Raw genomic sequence first — 18807 nt, 5'->3', positions numbered from 1 at the left:
CTCATGGAGTTGCGTGTCCTCGGATGGCGCTACGAAAATCTGCGCGGCGGGCTTAGGAACGTGACGATCCATCTTGAAAGCCACTCAAGCCGTTGGGCACTGATCCAAATGCCGAACGGCACCGGCAAGACGACCACAATGGCACTTTTCCGAGCGGTCTTTTCCGGCGAACCCTTGAGCGAGAGTTTCGTGCGGGATCTACGCGCCTCCGACGATGTCGAGGCCGGATTGTTCGAAATCTCCCTCAGCAGCGACAAAAAGCGCTATCGCATCCAACTCAAGCTGGATTTCATCCGAGGAACCTATCAGTATCGAACGGCACGTGCGGAAGAGCGTGGCGGCGGGATGACGGACGGGCTATCTCTGCCCGAAGAGCTTAAGCGGCTGTTCACGCCCGAGTTCACCCGACTATTCGTCTTCGACGGCGAACTCGCCAAAGAAATAAGGGCCGTTGGAAAAGACCGCGCTGCCGCGGCGATCAGCACGCTCTACCGGCTCGACCAGCTCGACAACCTCTTCCCTCAGATCAAGCGCCTGGTGGAGGATCAACAGCAACGGGCGGCAGCTGTTTCTACAACGACGAAACGCAAGGGCGTAACACAATGGCAGCGCGCCTTCGATGCAGCCAGCGCACGCCGCGCCCTCCTCGCCACGCAGCTGCGAGAGCTGCAGGGGAAGAAGAAGGAGGCGACCACTCGCCGCGAAAAATTGCAATTGCAGATGAATGAGCGCATCGAGCAGGATAGTGCCCTGAAAAAGCGCAAGGAACTGCTCGACGAGAAGCGCGTGGAGATCGATCTTGCGGTTTTAGACACCTCATCACAGAGCTTGGGAATTCTTCGCACGCCTGCCAAACTCCATCGCCGTATCTTGGCCCGCCTGCAGGGCCTTGGCACAAAACTGACTCATCTCAAACTGCCAAAGACAATTTCGGCCGAATTCTTCAAAGAGCTCGCCGATCAGGAGGAATGTGTTTGCGGCAGTCACATCACTCCCGACATTCGAACCAAAATCCTCGCGCGTGCCGATAACTATCTCGCGGAAGACCAGATTCTCGTTATCAACAAAATGAAGCTGGTCCTGCGAGAAAGCAGTGCTGACGCAACGGAATTTAACACCGTCATCCGAGCTCTAAGTACCCATCTGCGCGATCGCGATCGCAATCGTATGCAGCACGACCAACTTGAAACCGAGCGGGTTGAGGCCGGTGACACGGAGATGGAGCGCCTGCGCAACGAGGCACGCCAGGCCGATCGAGATTTGGAGAGCGCCGAAAGCGGCATTGAGAAGCTGACGACGCGCGACAGTTTGCGTCAGCAACAACTCGGACTCACCCACGAGCACAATATCCCTCTCTGCGACGCAGAGGTGAACCGATGCCGAGACAAGCTCGCAACAGCCACTGATACCTTGCGGTTCGTCACGCAGGCGGAGCGGATGAAAGGCCTGATCTTGGCGATTTCGAAAGTCGCGCTCGACAAACTGCGTGAGCGCGTGCGAATCGCAACCAACGACAAGCTTTCGAAATTCGTCCCAAGCGAGAGCTTGCGCGTCTCGCGCATCGGGGGATCTCTGGAGCTCACATCCGGCGGACTTGTGAGTAAGTCGAGCGTCAGTGAGGGTCAAAGTCTCGCCGTCGCTTACGCGTTTTTGACATCCTTGCTCAGCGAAGCTCCCTACAAACTTCCCTTCATCGTTGACAGTCCCGCAGTGTCACTCGACACCGCCGTCAGACGGGAGGTGGGTGAACTGATACCTGATCTGTTCGATCAGATGATCATGTTCGTCATATCTAGCGAACGGGAGGGTTTTGCGGATGCCTTCTATCATCGCGAAGGCGTACGGTATTTGACGCTACGTCGCCTGGACGAGGAGACAACGCAAGTGCAGGATGGATTGCACGACTTCCGCTCGTTTCACCAGCTGGAGGCGGGAATATGAGCTTCGTCCTCAATCAAGCTGGCAGAATCTTCTTTCGATCGATCATCGCTCCGCCAAAATTCTTGATGTTCGATGCTTATTACTGCTGTCTGATGGCAGGCCTCGATGCCCGCAAGGTAGGCGCTTCCGAGGAACTCGATGCCGAACCGTTCTTGAACGAATATCCGAACGACTTCAAAGGTCAGGCCGACATCCTCGCAGGACTATTGATCGACGCTGAACTCGACCGCAAGGGGATCCGCGAAGAAGATCGCACAGGCATCGAGCAGCAGATCATAAAGCTCCTCGATCCGACTTCGGCAACACGGTTGAGCGCTGATGGCAACAAATTGCTCAATCAGTACGCCCTAGCAGGTTTCGCCCTCATTCAGGAGCGGATGATGCCGCCCTCCAGTGTCGAGGAGTTCCTAGTAGCCTTCCATGGATACTGGCAGTCGACCACGCAATAGCCGACCTTGATCAAGGCCGGCTCGGGAACCTCCATGGAGAACTCGTCCTGAGGATTTTGTCGACCGTGAAGAATGACCGGCGTTAAGCGTCGCGCGGTTTTGGTTCGCTGTGCCGCCAGGCCAGCAGCAGCCACACAAGCATCCTCAACCAGTTGAGGAGGAGCGTAAACGCTCATTTCTCTGCACGTTGACGCCCGCGATTTCGACGGAATGTGTTCGAATGGGAAGGCATCCGGCTTGATCAGGCCGGTGAGGCTTTGGCGAAGTTGAAGGGCAGCAGGTCGGTGATATCTGCATCTTCGGTGCGTTGAGGCAATTCGGTGAGGACGTGGCGCAACCACGCTAATGGCTCGACGCGTGAGGCGCGGCAGGTCAGCATGAGGCTATAAATGACGGCGCTGGCCTTGGCTCCATCGGCGGTATCGCTGAAGAGCCAACTCTTCCTGCCGGTGGCAAAAACTCTGATATCGCGTTCGAGAAGGTTGTTGTCGATCGGCATGCTGCCGTCTTCGGTGTAGCGCGTCAGATATTCCCATTGGTTCAGGGTATAGGAGACGGCATCGCCGAGCTTGCTGTCCGGCAAGACCTTCGGGGCGATTTCGTCGAGCCATGTCTTGAGAGCGGCCAGGGTGGGCCGTTACTGGCGAAAGCGGCGAATGCTGTCGGCCCGCGTCTCGCCATCCTCCGGCTTTTTGTCCCGCGCCTGTCTTTCAACCCGGTAGAGCTGTTCGAAGAACCGGAGCGCCTGCTCCGGCGGCCCGCCGGGTTTGTTCTTGAACGCATAGAGGAAGCCGCGCAACGGGCCGCCCAGCCATAGTCCGGCATCGTCATATGCGCGATATCCTTCGTCGTTCCATTCTAGCCCGTTCGGCCAGTAATCATCCCAATAATCGCTGCCGACAATCAATTCGGCGACGCCGTCGCCATCGACGTCGTGGAAGCGGGCCATGTGGAAATACTCGTTGCCTTGACCCAGTCAGCGTCGAGATCAAGCCGCACGGGGTCTGCAAACTGCGGGGCGCCCTTCTTCCCGACGTTGGGAAAGATATAGATTTGTTTGCGCATACGCGATGCTGAAACCAAATGAAAAACGTCACCGTCGCGAACGGCCGTAACATAACCCCTGACGCCTTCGACGAGTTCTTCCTTGCCGAGGATCGGGCTGCCATCTTCATTCGTACCAATTTGGCGGCGTAAGAGCACACGACCGTCATAGCAGGGGTCCCAAGCGGATAGGAGAAGGTCTCGTGTTCCGTTGCCGCTCCAGTCGACGACCTCGACGCATGTGATAATGCGACCTGCCACCGCGGCCGACTTCACGTTCGGATGATATTGCAGTGCTTCCGAACCGTAGTCGGGGCCATGCCAGACTATCGCATCATCCTCCTATCTTTTCACGCTCACTTGCATTACTCCCTGCTTCGCGCTAGATTGGAATTCAATTCCAAAACGAAATCGACTTACAATTCCATTGGAAAGTACGAAGATGACCAAAAACGCTCACGGCATCGTTCCGGTGATGCTCACCCCGCTTACGATTGACAACCGCATAGATTGGGGCGGGCTTGAAAGGCTTGTAGAGTGGTACATAGCACTGGGAGCGGACGCGCTCTTTGCCGTGTGCCAATCGAGCGAGATGCAAAGGTTGTCGCTTGAAGAGCGCGTAGCGCTCTCGACGAGGGTAGTATCCCTTGTGCGAGGACGCGTTCCGGTTATTGCTTCAGGCCATGTAAGTGAAAATACGGAAGATCAGAGAGCCGAATTGAAGGCCATGGCCGACACCGGTATCGACGCGCTTGTGCTCGTTACCAATCGGCTGGATACCGCCAATGCCGGATCAGAGGCTTTTCGTTCCAGCATCGATGCCGTGCTGAGCTGGGTGCCAGGTGATTTGCAGCTTGGCCTCTATGAATGCCCTGCGCCGTACCGCCGACTTCTCAGCGATGACGAGTTCAAGCTTTGCCGGGACACTGGCCGCTTTGTGACATTGAAAGACGTCTCTTGCGATATTGAGACGGTGAAGCGTCGCGTGGCTCTCGCCGAGGGCTCCGATCTTGCGGTTGTGAACGCGAACGCAGCCATCGCCGCGGCTGCAATGCGTGCCGGTTCGAAAGGCTTCTCAGGCGTCTTTACCAATTTTCACCCAGATCTTTATGCTTGGCTCTATCGCCATGCGGCGGAAGATAGTGACCTGCGCCGAGATCTGGAAATCTTTCTGGCATTGTCTGCTATGGCGGAGCCAATGGGGTATCCTGGCCTTGCCAAAACCTATCACACGCGGATTGGCACGTTCGCCAGCGCACGCTCTCGCGTGACGGATTACGACATCGCAGAGCGGCACTGGGCCGTGGTGACGCTACTCGACCATATTCATGAAGGAACCGAGCGCTTTAGGCAGTCGATCGCCAAACGCGGATAACAATCTTGAGCGATGTAGCACCGGAGCATCGCGTTCCCACGAAGAATGTACCCATGATCATCACATTTGGTTCCATCAATGTCGATCTCGTCTTTTCGATGAGCGAGATACCTCAAGCCGGCCAGACGCTTCTAGCGAAAGACTTTCGAACAGAAGCGGGCGGCAAGGGCGCAAATCAAGCCGTCGCTGCTGCCCGTGATGGCGCCACGGTTGTGATGGTGGGGGCCGTGGGCGATGATGCTATGGCCGCAATCGCTTTGCGAAACCTGCAAGATACGGCAGATGTTACCCGAGTACAGCGGGTACGCGAGCCTACCGGCTGTGCTTCAATTCTGATCGACGCTGGGGGCCGAAACATGATCGCCGTCGCAGCGAGTGCGAATTTGATCGCGTCTTCCGATGTCATTGATGAGTCTCTTCTTCAGCAGGCGTCGATTGTCCTCATGCAGATGGAAAATGACGTTTCTCAAATCGCGAAACTTGTTCGGCGGGCCAAGGAAACAAGCGCGCAATCGATCTTGAATCTTGCACCCGCATTTCCGCTAGATCCTCAAATTCTGTCCCTTTGCGATCTCATTGTCGTTAACGAAGACGAGGCCGAAACGCTGGCGGTGTGGCTTGGATGCGAGCCCTCCGCTCGATCATTGTCAAAGCGATTGAATACGGGAGTTCTAAGGACCTTGGGGGGCGAGGGTGCGGAAGCGGTCACGAACGGCAAGGAGATCAGGGTTTCGGCGATGGCAGTCGATGTGAAGGACACCACCGCGGCCGGCGATTGTTTCGTCGGCGTCCTTGCGGCGGCTTTAGATCGCGGCTTTTCTCTCGAGGACGCAATGCGACGAGCTTCGAAGGCGGCGGCAATAGCCTGCTCACGCCCAGGCAGTCAGTCAAGCATTCCCTTCGCGTCCGAAACTGACAATTGGAGGACCCTATGATTTCGGCCCAGCACAGGGCTCGATCCAGTCGTTTTCATCCAGATGGCCGCATCAAGATTTACCTATGACCTATTCTGCTTACGTGTTCGCTGTTCTTGCATTGCTTGCGACACCCGGACCCACAAATACGCTGGTGGGATTAGCTGCCTTACGCAAAGGCCTTCGGTCTACTGTTCAATTGCTACCAGCTGAGCTGGGGGGATATTTTACAACGATACTACCTTTAACCTTGCTTGGAGCCGAGATTATCTCAAAATGGCCGGCGGTTTCGGTGCTAGTCAAGGCCGCCGCAGCAAGCTGGGTCCTATATCTCGCGGTCAAACTCTGGACGATTGGCGCCTATGTTGGGCGTTATGACGAGATCACAATTCGGCGTGTTTACTTTACCACCTTATTGAATCCGAAGGCCTTGGTTTTCGCCCTCGTCCTCCTGCCTCCGCCCACGGATGAACGGTTTCTGCCGAAGCTCGGTATCTTCGTTCTCCTGGCAGTCTCAATGGCGATTGCCTGGGGCGGATTGGGCGCTCTTTTGGGAAGCCAGAAGACGCAAACGCGTCTGCTTCTGATCCAGCGCGTCTCCTCAGTATGGCTTGCAATCGTTGCGACGACACTCATCCTCGGCATCATTCGCAGCTAGGGAAAAAACATGGAAAACGTAGCAGCTCCCGAACGCGAAAGCATGGAATTCGACGTTGTGATCGTCGGTGGCGGTCCTGCAGGGTTTTCGGCTGCGATCCGGCTGAAGCAAGTCAATCCTGAATTGTCAGTCGTCGTGCTCGAGAAGGGGGCTGAAGTCGGCGCGCACATCCTCTCTGGTGCCGTTGTCGATCCCATCGGCATCGACCGCCTGCTGCCTGGCTGGTGCGACGAGGCCGACCATCCGTTCAAGACCGAGGTGACGGACGACCACTTCCTGGTGCTCGGTCCTGCTGGCTCCGTGCGTCTGCCGAATTTCATGATGCCGCCGCTGATGAGCAACCACGGCAACTACATCGTTTCGCTTGGCAACGTCTGTCGCTGGCTCGCCACAAAGGCGGAAGAACTCGGCGTCGAGATCTATCCGGGCTTTGCCGCGACCGAGGTGCTCTACAACGACGAGGGTGCCGTCGTCGGCGTGGCGACCGGCGACATGGGCATCGAGAAGAACGGCGAGCCCGGTCCGAACTACACCCGCGGCATGGCGCTCATGGGCAAATATGTGCTGATCGGCGAGGGCGTGCGCGGTTCGCTCGCCAAGCAGCTGATCGCCAAGTTCGACCTGTCGAGGGACAGCGAGCCGCAGAAATTCGGCATCGGCATCAAGGAACTCTGGCAGGTCAAGCCCGAGAACCACAAGCAGGGTCTCGTGCAGCATTCCTTCGGCTGGCCGCTCGGCATGTCGACCGGCGGCGGCTCCTTCCTCTACCATCTGGAAGACAATCTCGTCGCCGTCGGCTTCGTCATCCATCTGAACTACAAGAACACCTATCTCTACCCCTTCGAGGAGTTCCAGCGCTTCAAGACGCATCCGGCGATCCGCGGCACCTTCGAGGGCGGCAAGCGCCTCTCCTATGGTGCGCGCGCGATCACTGAGGGCGGCTGGCAGTCCGTGCCGAAGCTTTCCTTCCCCGGCGGTGCCCTGATCGGCTGTTCGGCGGGCTTCGTCAACGTGCCGCGCATCAAGGGCAGCCACAATGCCGTACTCTCGGGCATGATGGCCGCCGAGCGGATCGCAGCGGCGATTGCATCAGGCCGTGCCAATGACGAAGTGGTCGAGATCGAGAACGACTGGCGCTCAAGTGACGTCGGCAAGGACCTGAAGAGGGTGCGCAACGTCAAGCCGCTGTGGTCGAAGTTCGGCACGGCAATCGGCGTGGCGCTCGGCGGTTTCGACATGTGGACGAACCAGCTCTTCGGCCTTTCGATCTTCGGTACGCTCAGGCACGGCAAGACGGATGCGGCTTCGCTGGAGCCGGCTTCCAGGCACAAGCCGATCGCCTATCCGAAACCCGACGGCGTTCTCACCTTCGACCGTCTGTCCTCGGTGTTCCTGTCGAACACCAACCACGAGGAAGACCAGCCGGTGCATCTGCAGGTGAAGGACATGGCGCTGCAGAAGTCGTCCGAGCACGACATCTATGCCGGTCCCTCGACGCGCTACTGTCCGGCCGGCGTCTACGAATGGGTGGAAAAGGATGGCAAGGACACCTTTGCCATCAACGCCCAGAACTGCGTCCACTGCAAAACCTGCGACATCAAAGACCCGAATCAGAACATCAACTGGGTTCCGCCACAGGGTGGTGAGGGGCCGGTCTATCCGAATATGTAATAACTCTAGCGAGAATAACCTGTGCCCATATCCAAGATACTTGTTGCAAACCGTTCGGAAATTGCCATCCGCGTGTTTCGCGCGGCCAACGAGCTCGGCATAAAAACGGTCGCGATATGGGCGGAAGAAGACAAACTGGCGCTGCACAGGTTCAAGGCAGACGAAAGCTATCAGGTCGGCCGCGGCCCGCATCTTGCCCGCGACCTCGGGCCGATCGAGAGCTATCTGGCGATCGATGAGGTGATCCGCGTCGCCAAGCTTTCCAGCGCCGATGCGATCCATCCGGGTTACGGTCTGCTTTCGGAAAGCCCGGAATTCGTCGACGCCTGCAATAAGGCCGGTATCATCTTCATCGGCCCGACGGCCGATACCATGCGCCAGCTCGGCAACAAGGTCGCCGCGCGCAATCTGGCAATCTCCGTCGGCGTCCCCGTCGTGCCGGCCACCGAGCCGCTGCCCGATGATATGTCTGAGGTCGCCAAGATGGCTGCGGCGATCGGTTATCCCGTGATGCTGAAGGCCTCGTGGGGTGGCGGCGGACGCGGCATGCGCGTCATCCGCGCCGAGGCCGATCTGGCCCGCGAGGTGACCGAAGCCAAGCGCGAGGCCATGGCCGCCTTTGGGAAGGACGAAGTCTATCTGGAAAAGCTCGTCGAGCGCGCCCGTCACGTCGAAAGCCAGATCCTCGGCGATACGCACGGCAATGTCGTGCATCTTTTCGAGCGTGACTGCTCGATCCAACGCCGCAACCAGAAGGTCGTCGAGCGAGCGCCGGCACCTTACCTTAGCGAGGCGCAGCGCCAGGAACTAGCGGCCTACTCGCTGAAGATCGCAGGCGCCACAAATTACATCGGCGCCGGCACCGTCGAGTATCTGATGGATGCCGACACCGGCAAATTCTACTTCATCGAAGTCAATCCGCGCATCCAGGTGGAGCACACCGTCACCGAAGTCGTCACCGGTATCGATATCGTCAAGGCGCAGATTCATATCCTCGACGGCTTTGCGATCGGCATGCCAGAATCGGGCGTGCCGGAGCAGAAGGACATTCGCCTCAACGGCCATGCCCTGCAGTGCCGCATCACGACCGAGGATCCGGAGCACAACTTCATTCCGGATTATGGCCGCATCACCGCCTATCGCCAGGCATCCGGCTTCGGACTCCGTCTTGATGGAGGGACTGCATACGCTGGCGGTGTCGTGACACGTTACTACGATCCATTGCTTGAAAAGGTGACCGCTTGGGCACCAACTTCTGACGAGGCCATTTCGCGCATGGACCGCGCGTTGCGCGAGTTCCGTATCCGTGGTGTTGCGACCAACCTGACCTTCCTGGAAGCGATCATCACACATCCGAAGTTCCGGGATAACAGCTATACCACCCGCTTCATCGACTCGACACCGGAGCTCTTCCAGCAGGTCAAGCGGAAGGATCGCGCAACGAAGCTTCTGACCTATCTCGCGGACGTCACGATCAATGGCCACCCGGAGGCCAGGGAGCGGCCCAAGCCACCAGCCGGTCTCGCCAAGCCGATCGTTCCCTACAAGAACGGTTCGAAGGTGCCAGACGGGACGAAACAACTCTTGGACCGTTTGGGCCCGAAGAAGTTCGGCGAGTGGATGTGCAACGAAAAGCGCGTGCTGATGACCGACACGACGATGCGTGACGGCCACCAGTCACTGCTGGCAACGCGCATGCGCACCTATGACATCGCCCGGATCGCCGGCACCTATGCGCACGCTTTGCCGAACCTGCTATCGCTCGAATGCTGGGGCGGCGCGACGTTTGACGTTTCGATGCGCTTCCTGACGGAAGATCCATGGGAACGTCTGTCGCTCGTGCGCGAAGCCGCGCCTAACCTGCTTTTGCAGATGCTGCTGCGTGGGGCAAACGGCGTCGGCTACAAGAATTACCCTGACAACGTCGTCAAATACTTCGTCCGGCAGGCTGCTGCCGGAGGCATCGACGTCTTCCGCGTCTTCGACTGCCTGAACTGGGTCGAGAACATGCGCGTCGCGATGGACGCGGTGGCTGCGGAGGACAAGATCTGCGAGGCGGCGATCTGCTATACCGGCGACATTCTAAATTCCGCCCGGCCGAAGTACGATCTCAAGTATTACACCGCACTTGCCGCCGAACTGGAGAAGGCCGGCGCGCATATCATCGCGCTGAAGGACATGGCGGGCCTACTGAAGCCGGCTGCCGCCAAGTTGCTGTTCAAGGCGCTGCGCGATGCGACCAGCCTGCCGATCCACTTCCACACGCACGACACCTCGGGCATTGCAGCGGCGACGGTTCTCGCCGCGGTCGATGCCGGCGTCGACGCGGTCGATGCGGCGATGGACGCGTTGTCCGGCAACACCTCGCAGCCCTGCCTTGGCTCGATCGTCGAGGCGCTTGCCGGTTCCGAGCGTGATCCGGGCCTTAATCCGGAATGGATCCGCCGCATGTCCTTCTACTGGGAGGCGGTGCGCCACCATACGCGGCCTTCGAAAGCGACCTCAAGGGTCCGGCTTCGGAAGTCTATCTGCACGAAATGCCAGGCGGGCAGTTCACCAATCTGAAGGAGCAGGCCCGCTCGCTCGGACTCGAGACCCGCTGGCACGAGGTGGCGCAGGCCTATGCCGACGCCAACCAGATGTTCGGCGACATCGTCAAGGTTACACCGTCCTCCAAGGTCGTCGGCGACATGGCGCTGATGATGGTTTCCCAGGACCTGACCGTGGCCGACGTCGAGAACCCGGCGAAGGATATCGCCTTCCCCGAATCGGTCATCTCGATGCTCAAGGGCGATCTCGGCCAGCCCCCGGGCGGCTGGCCGGAAGCGCTGCAGAAGAAGGCGCTGAAAGGCGAAGAGCCGTACACGGCGGTGCCGGGCTCGCTGCTGCCGCCTGCCGATCTCGACGCAGAGCGCAAAAGCATCGAAGAGAAGCTCGGCCGCGAGGTCACCGACTTCGAATTCGCCTCCTACCTGATGTATCCGAAGGTCTTCACCGATTACGCGCTGGCCGCCGAGACCTACGGGCCCGTCAGCGTCCTGCCGACGCCGGCCTATTTCTATGGCATGGCGCCGGGCGAGGAGCTCTTCGCCGATATCGAGAAGGGCAAGACGCTGGTCATCCTCAATCAGGCGCAGGGCGAGATCGATGAGAAGGGCATGGTCAAGATGTTCTTCGAACTGAACGGCCAGCCGCGCTCGATCAAGGTTCCGGACCGCAACCGCGGCGCCTCCGCGGCGATCCGGCGCAAGGCGGAAGCCGGTAACGCCGCCCATCTCGGCGCGCCTATGCCAGGCGTCATCTCGACCGTGGCGGTTCACCCCGGCCAGTCGGTCAAGGCCGGCGACGTGCTGCTCTCCATCGAGGCGATGAAGATGGAGACGGCTTTGCACGCCGAGAAGGATGGCGTGATCGCCGAGGTGCTCGTGCGCGCCGGCGACCAGATCGACGCCAAGGACCTGCTCGTTGTTTACGGGTCAAAATAACTTTGAAGGGCTCGTTAGTGGCCCTCCCAGCGAACGGCAAGGGGATCTCTCAACTAACCACTTCGTGACCCAAAGTGAAATCGCGCTGGGGAGGGTTCAAGGTAAATCGTCGCTGAAGGACAGCTGAGGTTCTCGGAACAATACTGATGTTGAAGGAAGCTTCGTTCTCTTTTCAGCTGCTCAAGTGGTTGCGGGTCTGTGCAGAAACGGGCTGCGCCACGCGCACGCGCCTGAAGCGCGCGGAGGGAAGAGAACGTGCCCGCCGGTGAGTTTCGGCTTTATGATGTTTTGGTGGATCGCTCGCTGCTCAATCATGACGGGCGCGTTGTACGCGAGCGAGATATCGCTTTTCGAAATTTAATCGAAACTAACAGTTTCATACCGGTCGGACATGTCGGGAGACCATATTGCCTCAAGCTCGCCCTTAGCAGCTCAGACCTTAAGCTGAGGATTACAACGGACTGTGGTGCAGACGTCGCAAGCCATGAGTTGTCTCTCATTCCATTTCGTCGACTCGTAAAAGACTACACCCGCATTTGCGACAGCTACTACGACGCGATCAGGCGCCCCGGACCCGAGCGTCTGGAGGCGATCGACATGGGACGTCGCGGCATCCACAACGAGGCCGCCGAACTGTTGAGAGAGCGTCTCTCGACGAAGGTGCTATCGACAACGACACGGCGCGCCGGCTGTTCACGCTGATTTACGCGCTTCTGGCGCGCAATTCCCCGCATCAGATCTGCTGAGCTGAAACAAGCATTCAGCCGACTTAGAGCTTCGAACAAGGAGAACCACCAGGTGAATGCAATCTCGAAATCGGAAATCCAGGCGAGCCAGACAGCTTCGGCTGGGTTTCTGGAATGCGTCGACCAGAACTTCCGCCATGCCATGTCATTCCTCGATCTGCCGGACGGACTGGCTGAACGCATCGTCCAGTGCAACTCGACGTACACGGTTCGCTTCGGCGTGCGACTGCGCGGCCGCATGTATAGCTTCATCGGCTGGCGATCGGTGCACAGCGAGCACTGCGAACCGGTGAAGGGTGGCATTCGCTATGCTGCCAATGCCGATGCCGAAGAGGTGGAAGCGCTTGCAGCTCTGATGACCCTCAAGTGCTCGCTTGTCGACGTTCCCTTCGGTGGCTCCAAGGGCGCGCTCAAGATCGATCCGCGCGAATGGACGCCGCAGGAGCTCGAGCGCATCACTCGCCGCTTCACGCAGGAGCTCAACAAGCGCGGCCTGATCGGCCCCGGCGTTAACGTTCCAGCCCCCGATATCGGCACTGGCGAGCGGGAAATGGCCTGGATGATGGACGAGTTCCGCCGCGCCAATCCGACCGACGTCGTCAATGCGCGCGCCTGCGTCACCGGCAAGCCGCTGTCGAAGGGTGGTATTGCAGGACGCACCGAGGCAACCGGCCGCGGTGTCCAGTTCGCGATCCAGAGTTTCCTGCGCGACTCCAGGACCGTCGGCCTGAACGGCAAGCGCGATCTCAAGGGCGCCGCGGTGATTGTTCAGGGCTTCGGCAATGTCGGCTACCACGCTGCCAAGTTCCTGTCGGAAGAGGATGGTGCACGTATTACCGTCGTCGCCGAACGGGACGGCTATGTCACCAATCCTGACGGCCTCGCGATTGAGGCGCTGAAGCAGCATCAGATCAAGACCGGCAGCGTCCTCGGCTTCGACGGTGGCACCTCGTTCGCCGGCGACATGACGGGCATCGAACAGCCGTGCGATGTGCTGATCCCGGCCGCGATGGAAAATGCCATCCATGCGGAGAACGCCGAGCGCATCAAGGCGCATCTCGTCGTCGAAGCTGCCAACGGGCCGATCACCTTCGATGCGGACAAGATCCTGCGCGCCCGCGGCGTGACGATCCTTCCCGATCTCTACGTCAACGCCGGTGGCGTGGTCGTCAGCTACTTCGAGTGGGTGAAGAACCTGACGCACATTCCGTTCGGCCTGATGGAGCGGCGTCGGCGTGAGCGGCGCAACCATGCCATCGCCACCGTCCTCGAGCGGATGACGGGCAAGGAATTCCCCGCCGACATGCGCGACGAGTTCCTCGAAGGCGGCGCCGAGATCGACCTGGTGCGCTCAGGTCTTGAAGACGTCATGCGCAGCACCTGGGCGCGCATTGCCGATCTGATCGAACAGCAACCGGAACTCGGCGACTACCGGACTGCCGCTTATGTCGCATCCATCCAGCAGATCGCCGATGCCTACGAAGCGATAGGCATTTGATTGGAGTTGCTCTCACACAGCATTATCAGTCTGTGTCGCGGCATACATGTGCGTATAAGCTCATCTTATTCAATACAGGTCGGGAGGGGCTGCGACGCAAATGGCTGAGAGTACGACTTTCATTTGCAAACGCGACTCCGTTTTTCGCACCTCGCCCAGCCATCGCGTTGGCGTTGTCGACCAGCATTAGGTAGGGCTTAGCACCTTTTGAAAGGCGGCCCGATAGTGGATCTTTTCTAAGGCAGCAAGTGGACCTTTCCTTTACGCGGCAGGACGGACCATCATGGAGCCGCTTATCAACTATCTCGTTCGCTCATGCTTCATGCGTGAGGGATGTACGGCTGTGGAGGAAGTCATGGACGATCTCAAATACGGTACCCGTAACAAGCGCGGGGACTGGGCTCCAAACGCCAATGCGCAACCCGCACCACTGTTCGCACTGCCGCCACGGCCGATCGCATTCCTAAAGTGGTTGCCGCATTATTTCTTGCCGTGGAACCTGCTTTTCGCGGCTTCCGCAGTGGCATATTGGCATTTCGTAGTGCCCGATCCTGAGGTGACAAAGACTCTGGCGAGGTCTTGGATTCTGCGCCTATTCGTTGTCAATTGTGTAGCCGTGTTTCTGTTTTACGGCGCCTTTGAACTGCGGCTTTACATTTTGCGCCGCCAGGAGAACAGGTTCAAGTACAACAGCAAATTTCCCGCCGAGCAACGAAGCGAAGCCTTTTTCTTCGGACGGCAAAATATAGACAACATGATCCGCACCTTCGGCACCGGCTTGCCCATTTGGACCGCGATCGAGGTTGTGATCCTATACGCTTATGCTTGGGGATATGCACCTTGGATGACTTTTACGGAACATCCGTGGTATCTTTTGGCAGTGGGCCTGGCAGTGCCTCTTATTCATTCTACGCATTTCTATCTGCTGCACCGACTTCTCCATTGGGGCCCGTTATATAAATGGATTCATTCGGTACATCACAACTCGGTTAACCCATCACCGTGGTCGTCTCTATCGATGCACCCGATAGAGCAGCTGGGTTACTTCGGGGAAGCCCTTTGGCATCTCGCAATTCCCTCTAATCCCATTCTCGCTCTTTACCAATTGCACTACACAGGGTTCGGCGCAATCGTAGGGCACGTGGGCTTTAACAAAATCGAAGTTGCCGATGACATCCTCGTGGATGGCGACGACTACGTCCACTACCTCCACCACAAGTTTTTTGAGGTGAACTACGGCGGCGGGTTGATCCCTTTCGATCAGTGGTTTGGAACTTACCATGACGGCAGCAAGGAAGCTGATGCGCGAATGCACGCTCGCTATCAAAAGAAAAAAGAGCGCGTAAACAAGAAATTATCCAAACCAATTTGAACTCACGCCGGTCAAAGGAGGGGGAATACCGCTCCTCGTTCAGAACATTAGAATCCGAGGAATTAGAATGGCACAGTGGGTGGAAGCTTGCTCTACAGAAGCAATTGAGAAGGAGGAGGTGATCCGCTTTGATTTCGGCGGGCGCACCTTTGCTATCTTTCGCAGTCCTGAAGATGAATATTTCTGCACGGACGGCTTATGCACGCATGAGAAGGTTCACCTCGCGGATGGTCTGGTGATGGACAACACGATCGAATGTCCCAAACATGACGGGGTATTCGACTACAAAACCGGCGAGGCGCTGCGCATGCCGCCGTGCGTCGATCTCAAAACCTATCAAGCCAAAATCGAGGACGGCCGTGTTTGGATTGAGATTTGAACGGGCAGGAATGGTCATCGTCGGCGCTGGCGAGTGTGGAACCCGAGCAGCGTACGCACTACGCGAAGCCGGATACAACGGACCGGTGACCTTGATCGGCGACGAGGCAAGCTTGCCCTATGAGCGGCCACCGCTGTCAAAACCTTCGAACAGGGGCATAGAGCATAAGTTGATCTGCGATACCGCCCAGTTGGAAGCTGCTGGAATAACCTACCTGCCGGGTACACGAGTGACGTCGCTTGATTCGGCTAGAAAGGTTATTTCCCTAGACAAACAAGGCCATCTTCCCTACGAGCGCCTCCTATTAGCAACCGGCGCAACGCCGCGCAGACTAACCTGCCCCGGCGGAGAACTCACTCACGTTCTACGGACGCTGGAAGATGCGAAGCGGCTCTACGAGATGGCTTCCACCGGCGCTCGTTTCGCTATCATCGGAGCCGGCCTAATCGGAATGGAACTGGCAGCTTGTCTCAAAAAACTTGGCATCGATGTAACCGTGATCGATGTGGCAACGCGTCCGCTCGGAAGGGCGGTGCCAGATGTACTGGCGCGACGTCTTCACGAAAGGCATGTGGAGGAAGGCGTCAAATTCCGATTTGATGCAATCGTCGAAGAGATCGACAAATTTGGGGTGCGTCTAACAGATAAAAGCCTTGTCGCGGCGGATGTCGTCATAACCGCGATCGGCGTTGCTCCCAACATTTCCCTTGCCAAAGCTTCGGGAGTTTCTACTCAAGACGGCGTTCTCGTAGACGCTTTTCTTCGTACTTCTGTCTCCGATATCTTTGCGGCTGGTGACTGCGCCCGCCTCGATCTTGGTGCAGGGAAAACCGCGCGCTACGAAACGTGGCGTAACGCACGCGTACAAGGGGAGATCGCCGCGCGCAATATGGCTGGCGGAGCGCAACCGATCACTACCCAGCCTTGGTTCTGGTCCGATCAATATGAGCTCGGGCTGCAGGTCGTCGGGCTGCCATCAAGGGACCATGTAAACATAACCCGTCATCTGGTTGATGGTGCCGAGATTGTTTTCTTCCTTGACGAGCACGGACGCCTGGCGGCTGCTGCGGGCCTCGGTACTGGCGGCGCTATCGCCAAAGACATTCGGTTAGCGGAAATGCTTATTGATACACAGGTAAGCTTGGATACGAAGCTTCTCGCTGATCCAACTGTAAGCCTTAAATCGTTTCTGAAACGGACGCAGCTTGCTTGAAGTGGATGTGCCGAAATAGCCGTGGTCAACTAAATGGCTGCACGACAAAGCGGCAATCAAAAATCGAACTACTCTAAAGATGATCGCGATAGCAACTCTAAGCCACAAGCCCATCATCTATCGCGTAATAAGTTGAAAGGAATTCGACATGGACGTTCGCGCCGCCGTAGCCGTTCAGGCCGGAAAACCGCTCGAATTGATGACCGTGCAGCTGGACGGCCCCAAGGCCGGCGAAGTGCTGATCGAGGTCAAGGCGACCGGCATCTGCCACACCGACGATTTCACCCTGTCGGGCGCGGATCCGGAAGGTCTCTTCCCGGCGATCCTCGGCCATGAGGGCGCCGGCATCGTCGTCGATGTCGGCCCGGGGGTGACCTCGGTGAAGAAGGGCGATCACGTCATTCCGCTTTATACGCCCGAATGCCGCGAATGTTATTCCTGCCTGTCGCGCAAGACCAATCTCTGCACCGCCATCCGCTCGACGCAGGGGCAAGGCCTGATGCCGGACGGCACCTCGCGTTTTTCGATCGGCAAGGACAAGATCCATCACTATATGGGCTGCTCGACCTTCGCCAATTTCACCGTGCTGCCGGAAATCGCCCTCGCCAAGGTCAATCCCGACGCTCCCTTCGACAAGATCTGCTATATCGGCTGCGGGGTGACCACCGGCATCGGCGCGGTCATCAACACCGCCAAGGTGGAGATCGGTTCGACGGCAATCGTCTTTGGTCTCGGCGGCATCGGCCTCAACGTCCTGCAGGGCCTGCGCCTTGCCGGCGCCGACATGATCATCGGTGTCGACATCAACAACGACCGCAAGGCCTGGGGCGAGAAATTCGGCATGACGCATTTCGTCAATCCGAAGGAGGTCGGCGACGACATCGTTCCCTATCTCGTCAATCTGACGAAGCGCAATGGCGACCTCATCGGTGGCGCCGATTACACCTTCGACTGCACCGGCAACACCAAGGTGATGCGCCAGGCGCTGGAATCGTCGCATCGCGGCTGGGGCAAATCGATCATCATCGGCGTTGCCGGCGCTGGTCAGGAGATTTCGACGCGTCCGTTCCAGCTCGTCACCGGCCGCAACTGGATGGGCACGGCCTTTGGCGGTGCGCGTGGCCGCACCGACGTGCCGAAGATTGTCGACTGGTACATGCAGGGCAAGATCCAGATCGACCCGATGATCACCCACACCATGCCGCTCGACGACATCAACAAGGGCTTCGAGCTGATGCATGCGGGCAAGTCCATCCGCGGCATGGTGGTCTACTGACGCACGAAGACGATCTCGACGGAAAGGTCTTTTGGCGGAACACAGGGCGTCTACTCACACCCGTCGCAAGCGTGCGGGTGCGAGATGACGTTCGCCGTCTACGTCGCACCGCAGGCCGCCGAACGCGCATGTCCAGTCCTCTGGTATCTCTCCGGCCTCACTTGCACGCACGCAAACGTCATGGATAAGGGAGAGTCCAGGCGGCTTGCGGCACATCTCGGCATCATCATCGTCTGCCCTGACACAAGTCCCAGAGGCGATGCGGTGCCGGGAGCCCGAAAACTGCCAGATGGGCAAGGGCGCCGGCTTCTATCTCGACGCGACGCAGGAGCCATGGGCCGAGAACTATCAGATGTACACCTACATCACCCAGGAGCTGCCGGCCTTGGTGGCTGAGGAGTTCAACGCCGACATGGAGCGGCAAGGGATTTTCGGCCATTCGATGGGCGGACACGGGGCGATCACCATCGCTCTCAAGAATCCGGATCGTTACCGAAGCTGCTCGGCCTTCGCCCCGATTAGCCGCCCGAGCGTCTCCGGATGGTCGAAGCCGGCATTGGAGAAGTATCTCGGAGGCGCGAGTACGATGCCTGCGCGCTCATAGAGGACGGACGCAGATTTCCGGAAATGCTCGTCGATCAGGGGACGACTGACAGCTTCCTGGAAGATGGGCTCCGTCCGAACGAGCGTAAGCGCGAATTTCCCCGCACCTTTTGCTGTTGAGTGCTCTGATGCATGAGGTGTCCACCAAAATAGGTGGACACCTTGTGATGGAAGAAGATGATC

At 58.3% G+C, this 18807-nt stretch carries 12 protein-coding genes and 4 pseudogenes; 14 read left to right on the top strand and 2 right to left on the bottom strand.

What is annotated here, in order from left to right; all coding sequences use genetic code 11:
* Nucleotides 1-3: 3 nt before the first annotated feature.
* A complete protein-coding gene (locus QN224_RS31705; protein WP_283979901.1) occupies nucleotides 4-1941 on the top strand; it encodes an AAA family ATPase in 1938 nt (645 codons plus the stop codon).
* On the top strand, nucleotides 1938-2390 hold the full coding sequence (locus tag QN224_RS31700; RefSeq protein WP_283979900.1) for a hypothetical protein: 453 nt from the start codon (nucleotides 1938-1940) through the stop codon (nucleotides 2388-2390). The genes QN224_RS31705 and QN224_RS31700 overlap by 4 nt, the downstream gene beginning before the upstream one ends.
* A 241-nt stretch (nucleotides 2391-2631) precedes the next feature.
* Here QN224_RS31700 and QN224_RS31695 read toward each other — a convergent pair.
* A pseudogene (locus QN224_RS31695) lies at nucleotides 2632-3159 on the bottom strand (transposase); the annotation flags it as partial.
* A gap of 134 nt (nucleotides 3160-3293) precedes the next feature.
* On the bottom strand, nucleotides 3294-3695 hold the full coding sequence (locus QN224_RS31690; RefSeq protein ID WP_283979899.1) for a hypothetical protein: 402 nt from the start codon (nucleotides 3693-3695) through the stop codon (nucleotides 3294-3296).
* A 181-nt stretch (nucleotides 3696-3876) separates the two neighbouring features.
* Here QN224_RS31690 and QN224_RS31685 point away from each other — a divergent pair, with 181 nt between their 5' ends.
* The 12 genes and pseudogenes from QN224_RS31685 to fghA all read left to right on the top strand — a co-directional run.
* Entirely contained in the window at nucleotides 3877-4809 is a 933-nt protein-coding gene (locus QN224_RS31685) for a dihydrodipicolinate synthase family protein (protein ID WP_283979898.1), read from the top strand.
* 53 nt (nucleotides 4810-4862) lie between these two features.
* Nucleotides 4863-5744 carry a ribokinase gene (locus QN224_RS31680; RefSeq protein WP_283979897.1) on the top strand — a complete coding sequence of 294 codons (882 nt, stop codon included), beginning with the start codon at nucleotides 4863-4865 and terminating at the stop codon, nucleotides 5742-5744.
* Between the two features lie 64 nt (nucleotides 5745-5808).
* Complete coding sequence (locus QN224_RS31675) at nucleotides 5809-6381, top strand: hypothetical protein (protein WP_283979896.1); 573 nt, start codon at nucleotides 5809-5811, stop codon at nucleotides 6379-6381.
* A gap of 9 nt (nucleotides 6382-6390) precedes the next feature.
* Nucleotides 6391-8052 (top strand): electron transfer flavoprotein-ubiquinone oxidoreductase, encoded by a 1662-nt coding sequence (locus QN224_RS31670; protein ID WP_283979895.1) that lies wholly within the window; start codon nucleotides 6391-6393, stop codon nucleotides 8050-8052.
* Nucleotides 8053-8073: 21 nt separating this feature from the next.
* A pseudogene (gene pyc / locus QN224_RS31665) lies at nucleotides 8074-11537 on the top strand (pyruvate carboxylase).
* A 255-nt stretch (nucleotides 11538-11792) separates the two neighbouring features.
* Nucleotides 11793-12283: pseudogene (locus QN224_RS31660) on the top strand (UPF0262 family protein).
* A 142-nt stretch (nucleotides 12284-12425) separates the two neighbouring features.
* The gene (locus tag QN224_RS31655) at nucleotides 12426-13781 is read left to right on the top strand and encodes a Glu/Leu/Phe/Val dehydrogenase (protein WP_283979920.1); all 1356 of its coding nucleotides are present in this window, start codon (nucleotides 12426-12428) and stop codon (nucleotides 13779-13781) included.
* Nucleotides 13782-14136: 355 nt separating this feature from the next.
* Nucleotides 14137-15153 carry a sterol desaturase family protein gene (locus tag QN224_RS31650; protein WP_283979894.1) on the top strand — a complete coding sequence of 339 codons (1017 nt, stop codon included), beginning with the start codon at nucleotides 14137-14139 and terminating at the stop codon, nucleotides 15151-15153.
* Nucleotides 15154-15220: 67 nt separating this feature from the next.
* Nucleotides 15221-15532, top strand: coding sequence for a MocE family 2Fe-2S type ferredoxin (locus QN224_RS31645; protein WP_283979893.1), 312 nt, complete (start codon nucleotides 15221-15223; stop codon nucleotides 15530-15532).
* A 10-nt stretch (nucleotides 15533-15542) separates the two neighbouring features.
* Nucleotides 15543-16745 (top strand): FAD-dependent oxidoreductase, encoded by a 1203-nt coding sequence (locus QN224_RS31640; RefSeq protein WP_283979892.1) that lies wholly within the window; start codon nucleotides 15543-15545, stop codon nucleotides 16743-16745.
* Between the two features lie 148 nt (nucleotides 16746-16893).
* Nucleotides 16894-18021 (top strand): S-(hydroxymethyl)glutathione dehydrogenase/class III alcohol dehydrogenase, encoded by a 1128-nt coding sequence (locus QN224_RS31635; RefSeq protein ID WP_283979891.1) that lies wholly within the window; start codon nucleotides 16894-16896, stop codon nucleotides 18019-18021.
* Nucleotides 18022-18105: 84 nt separating this feature from the next.
* Nucleotides 18106-18702: pseudogene (gene fghA, locus QN224_RS31630) on the top strand (S-formylglutathione hydrolase); the annotation flags it as partial.
* Between the last annotated feature and the right edge of the window lie 105 nt (nucleotides 18703-18807).

Origin of the sequence: Sinorhizobium sp. 7-81, from assembly GCF_030124405.1 — a bacterium.
GTDB classification, from domain to species: Bacteria; Pseudomonadota; Alphaproteobacteria; order Rhizobiales; family Rhizobiaceae; genus Sinorhizobium; species Sinorhizobium psoraleae.
This window is presented reverse-complemented; position numbering and strand designations above follow the sequence as displayed.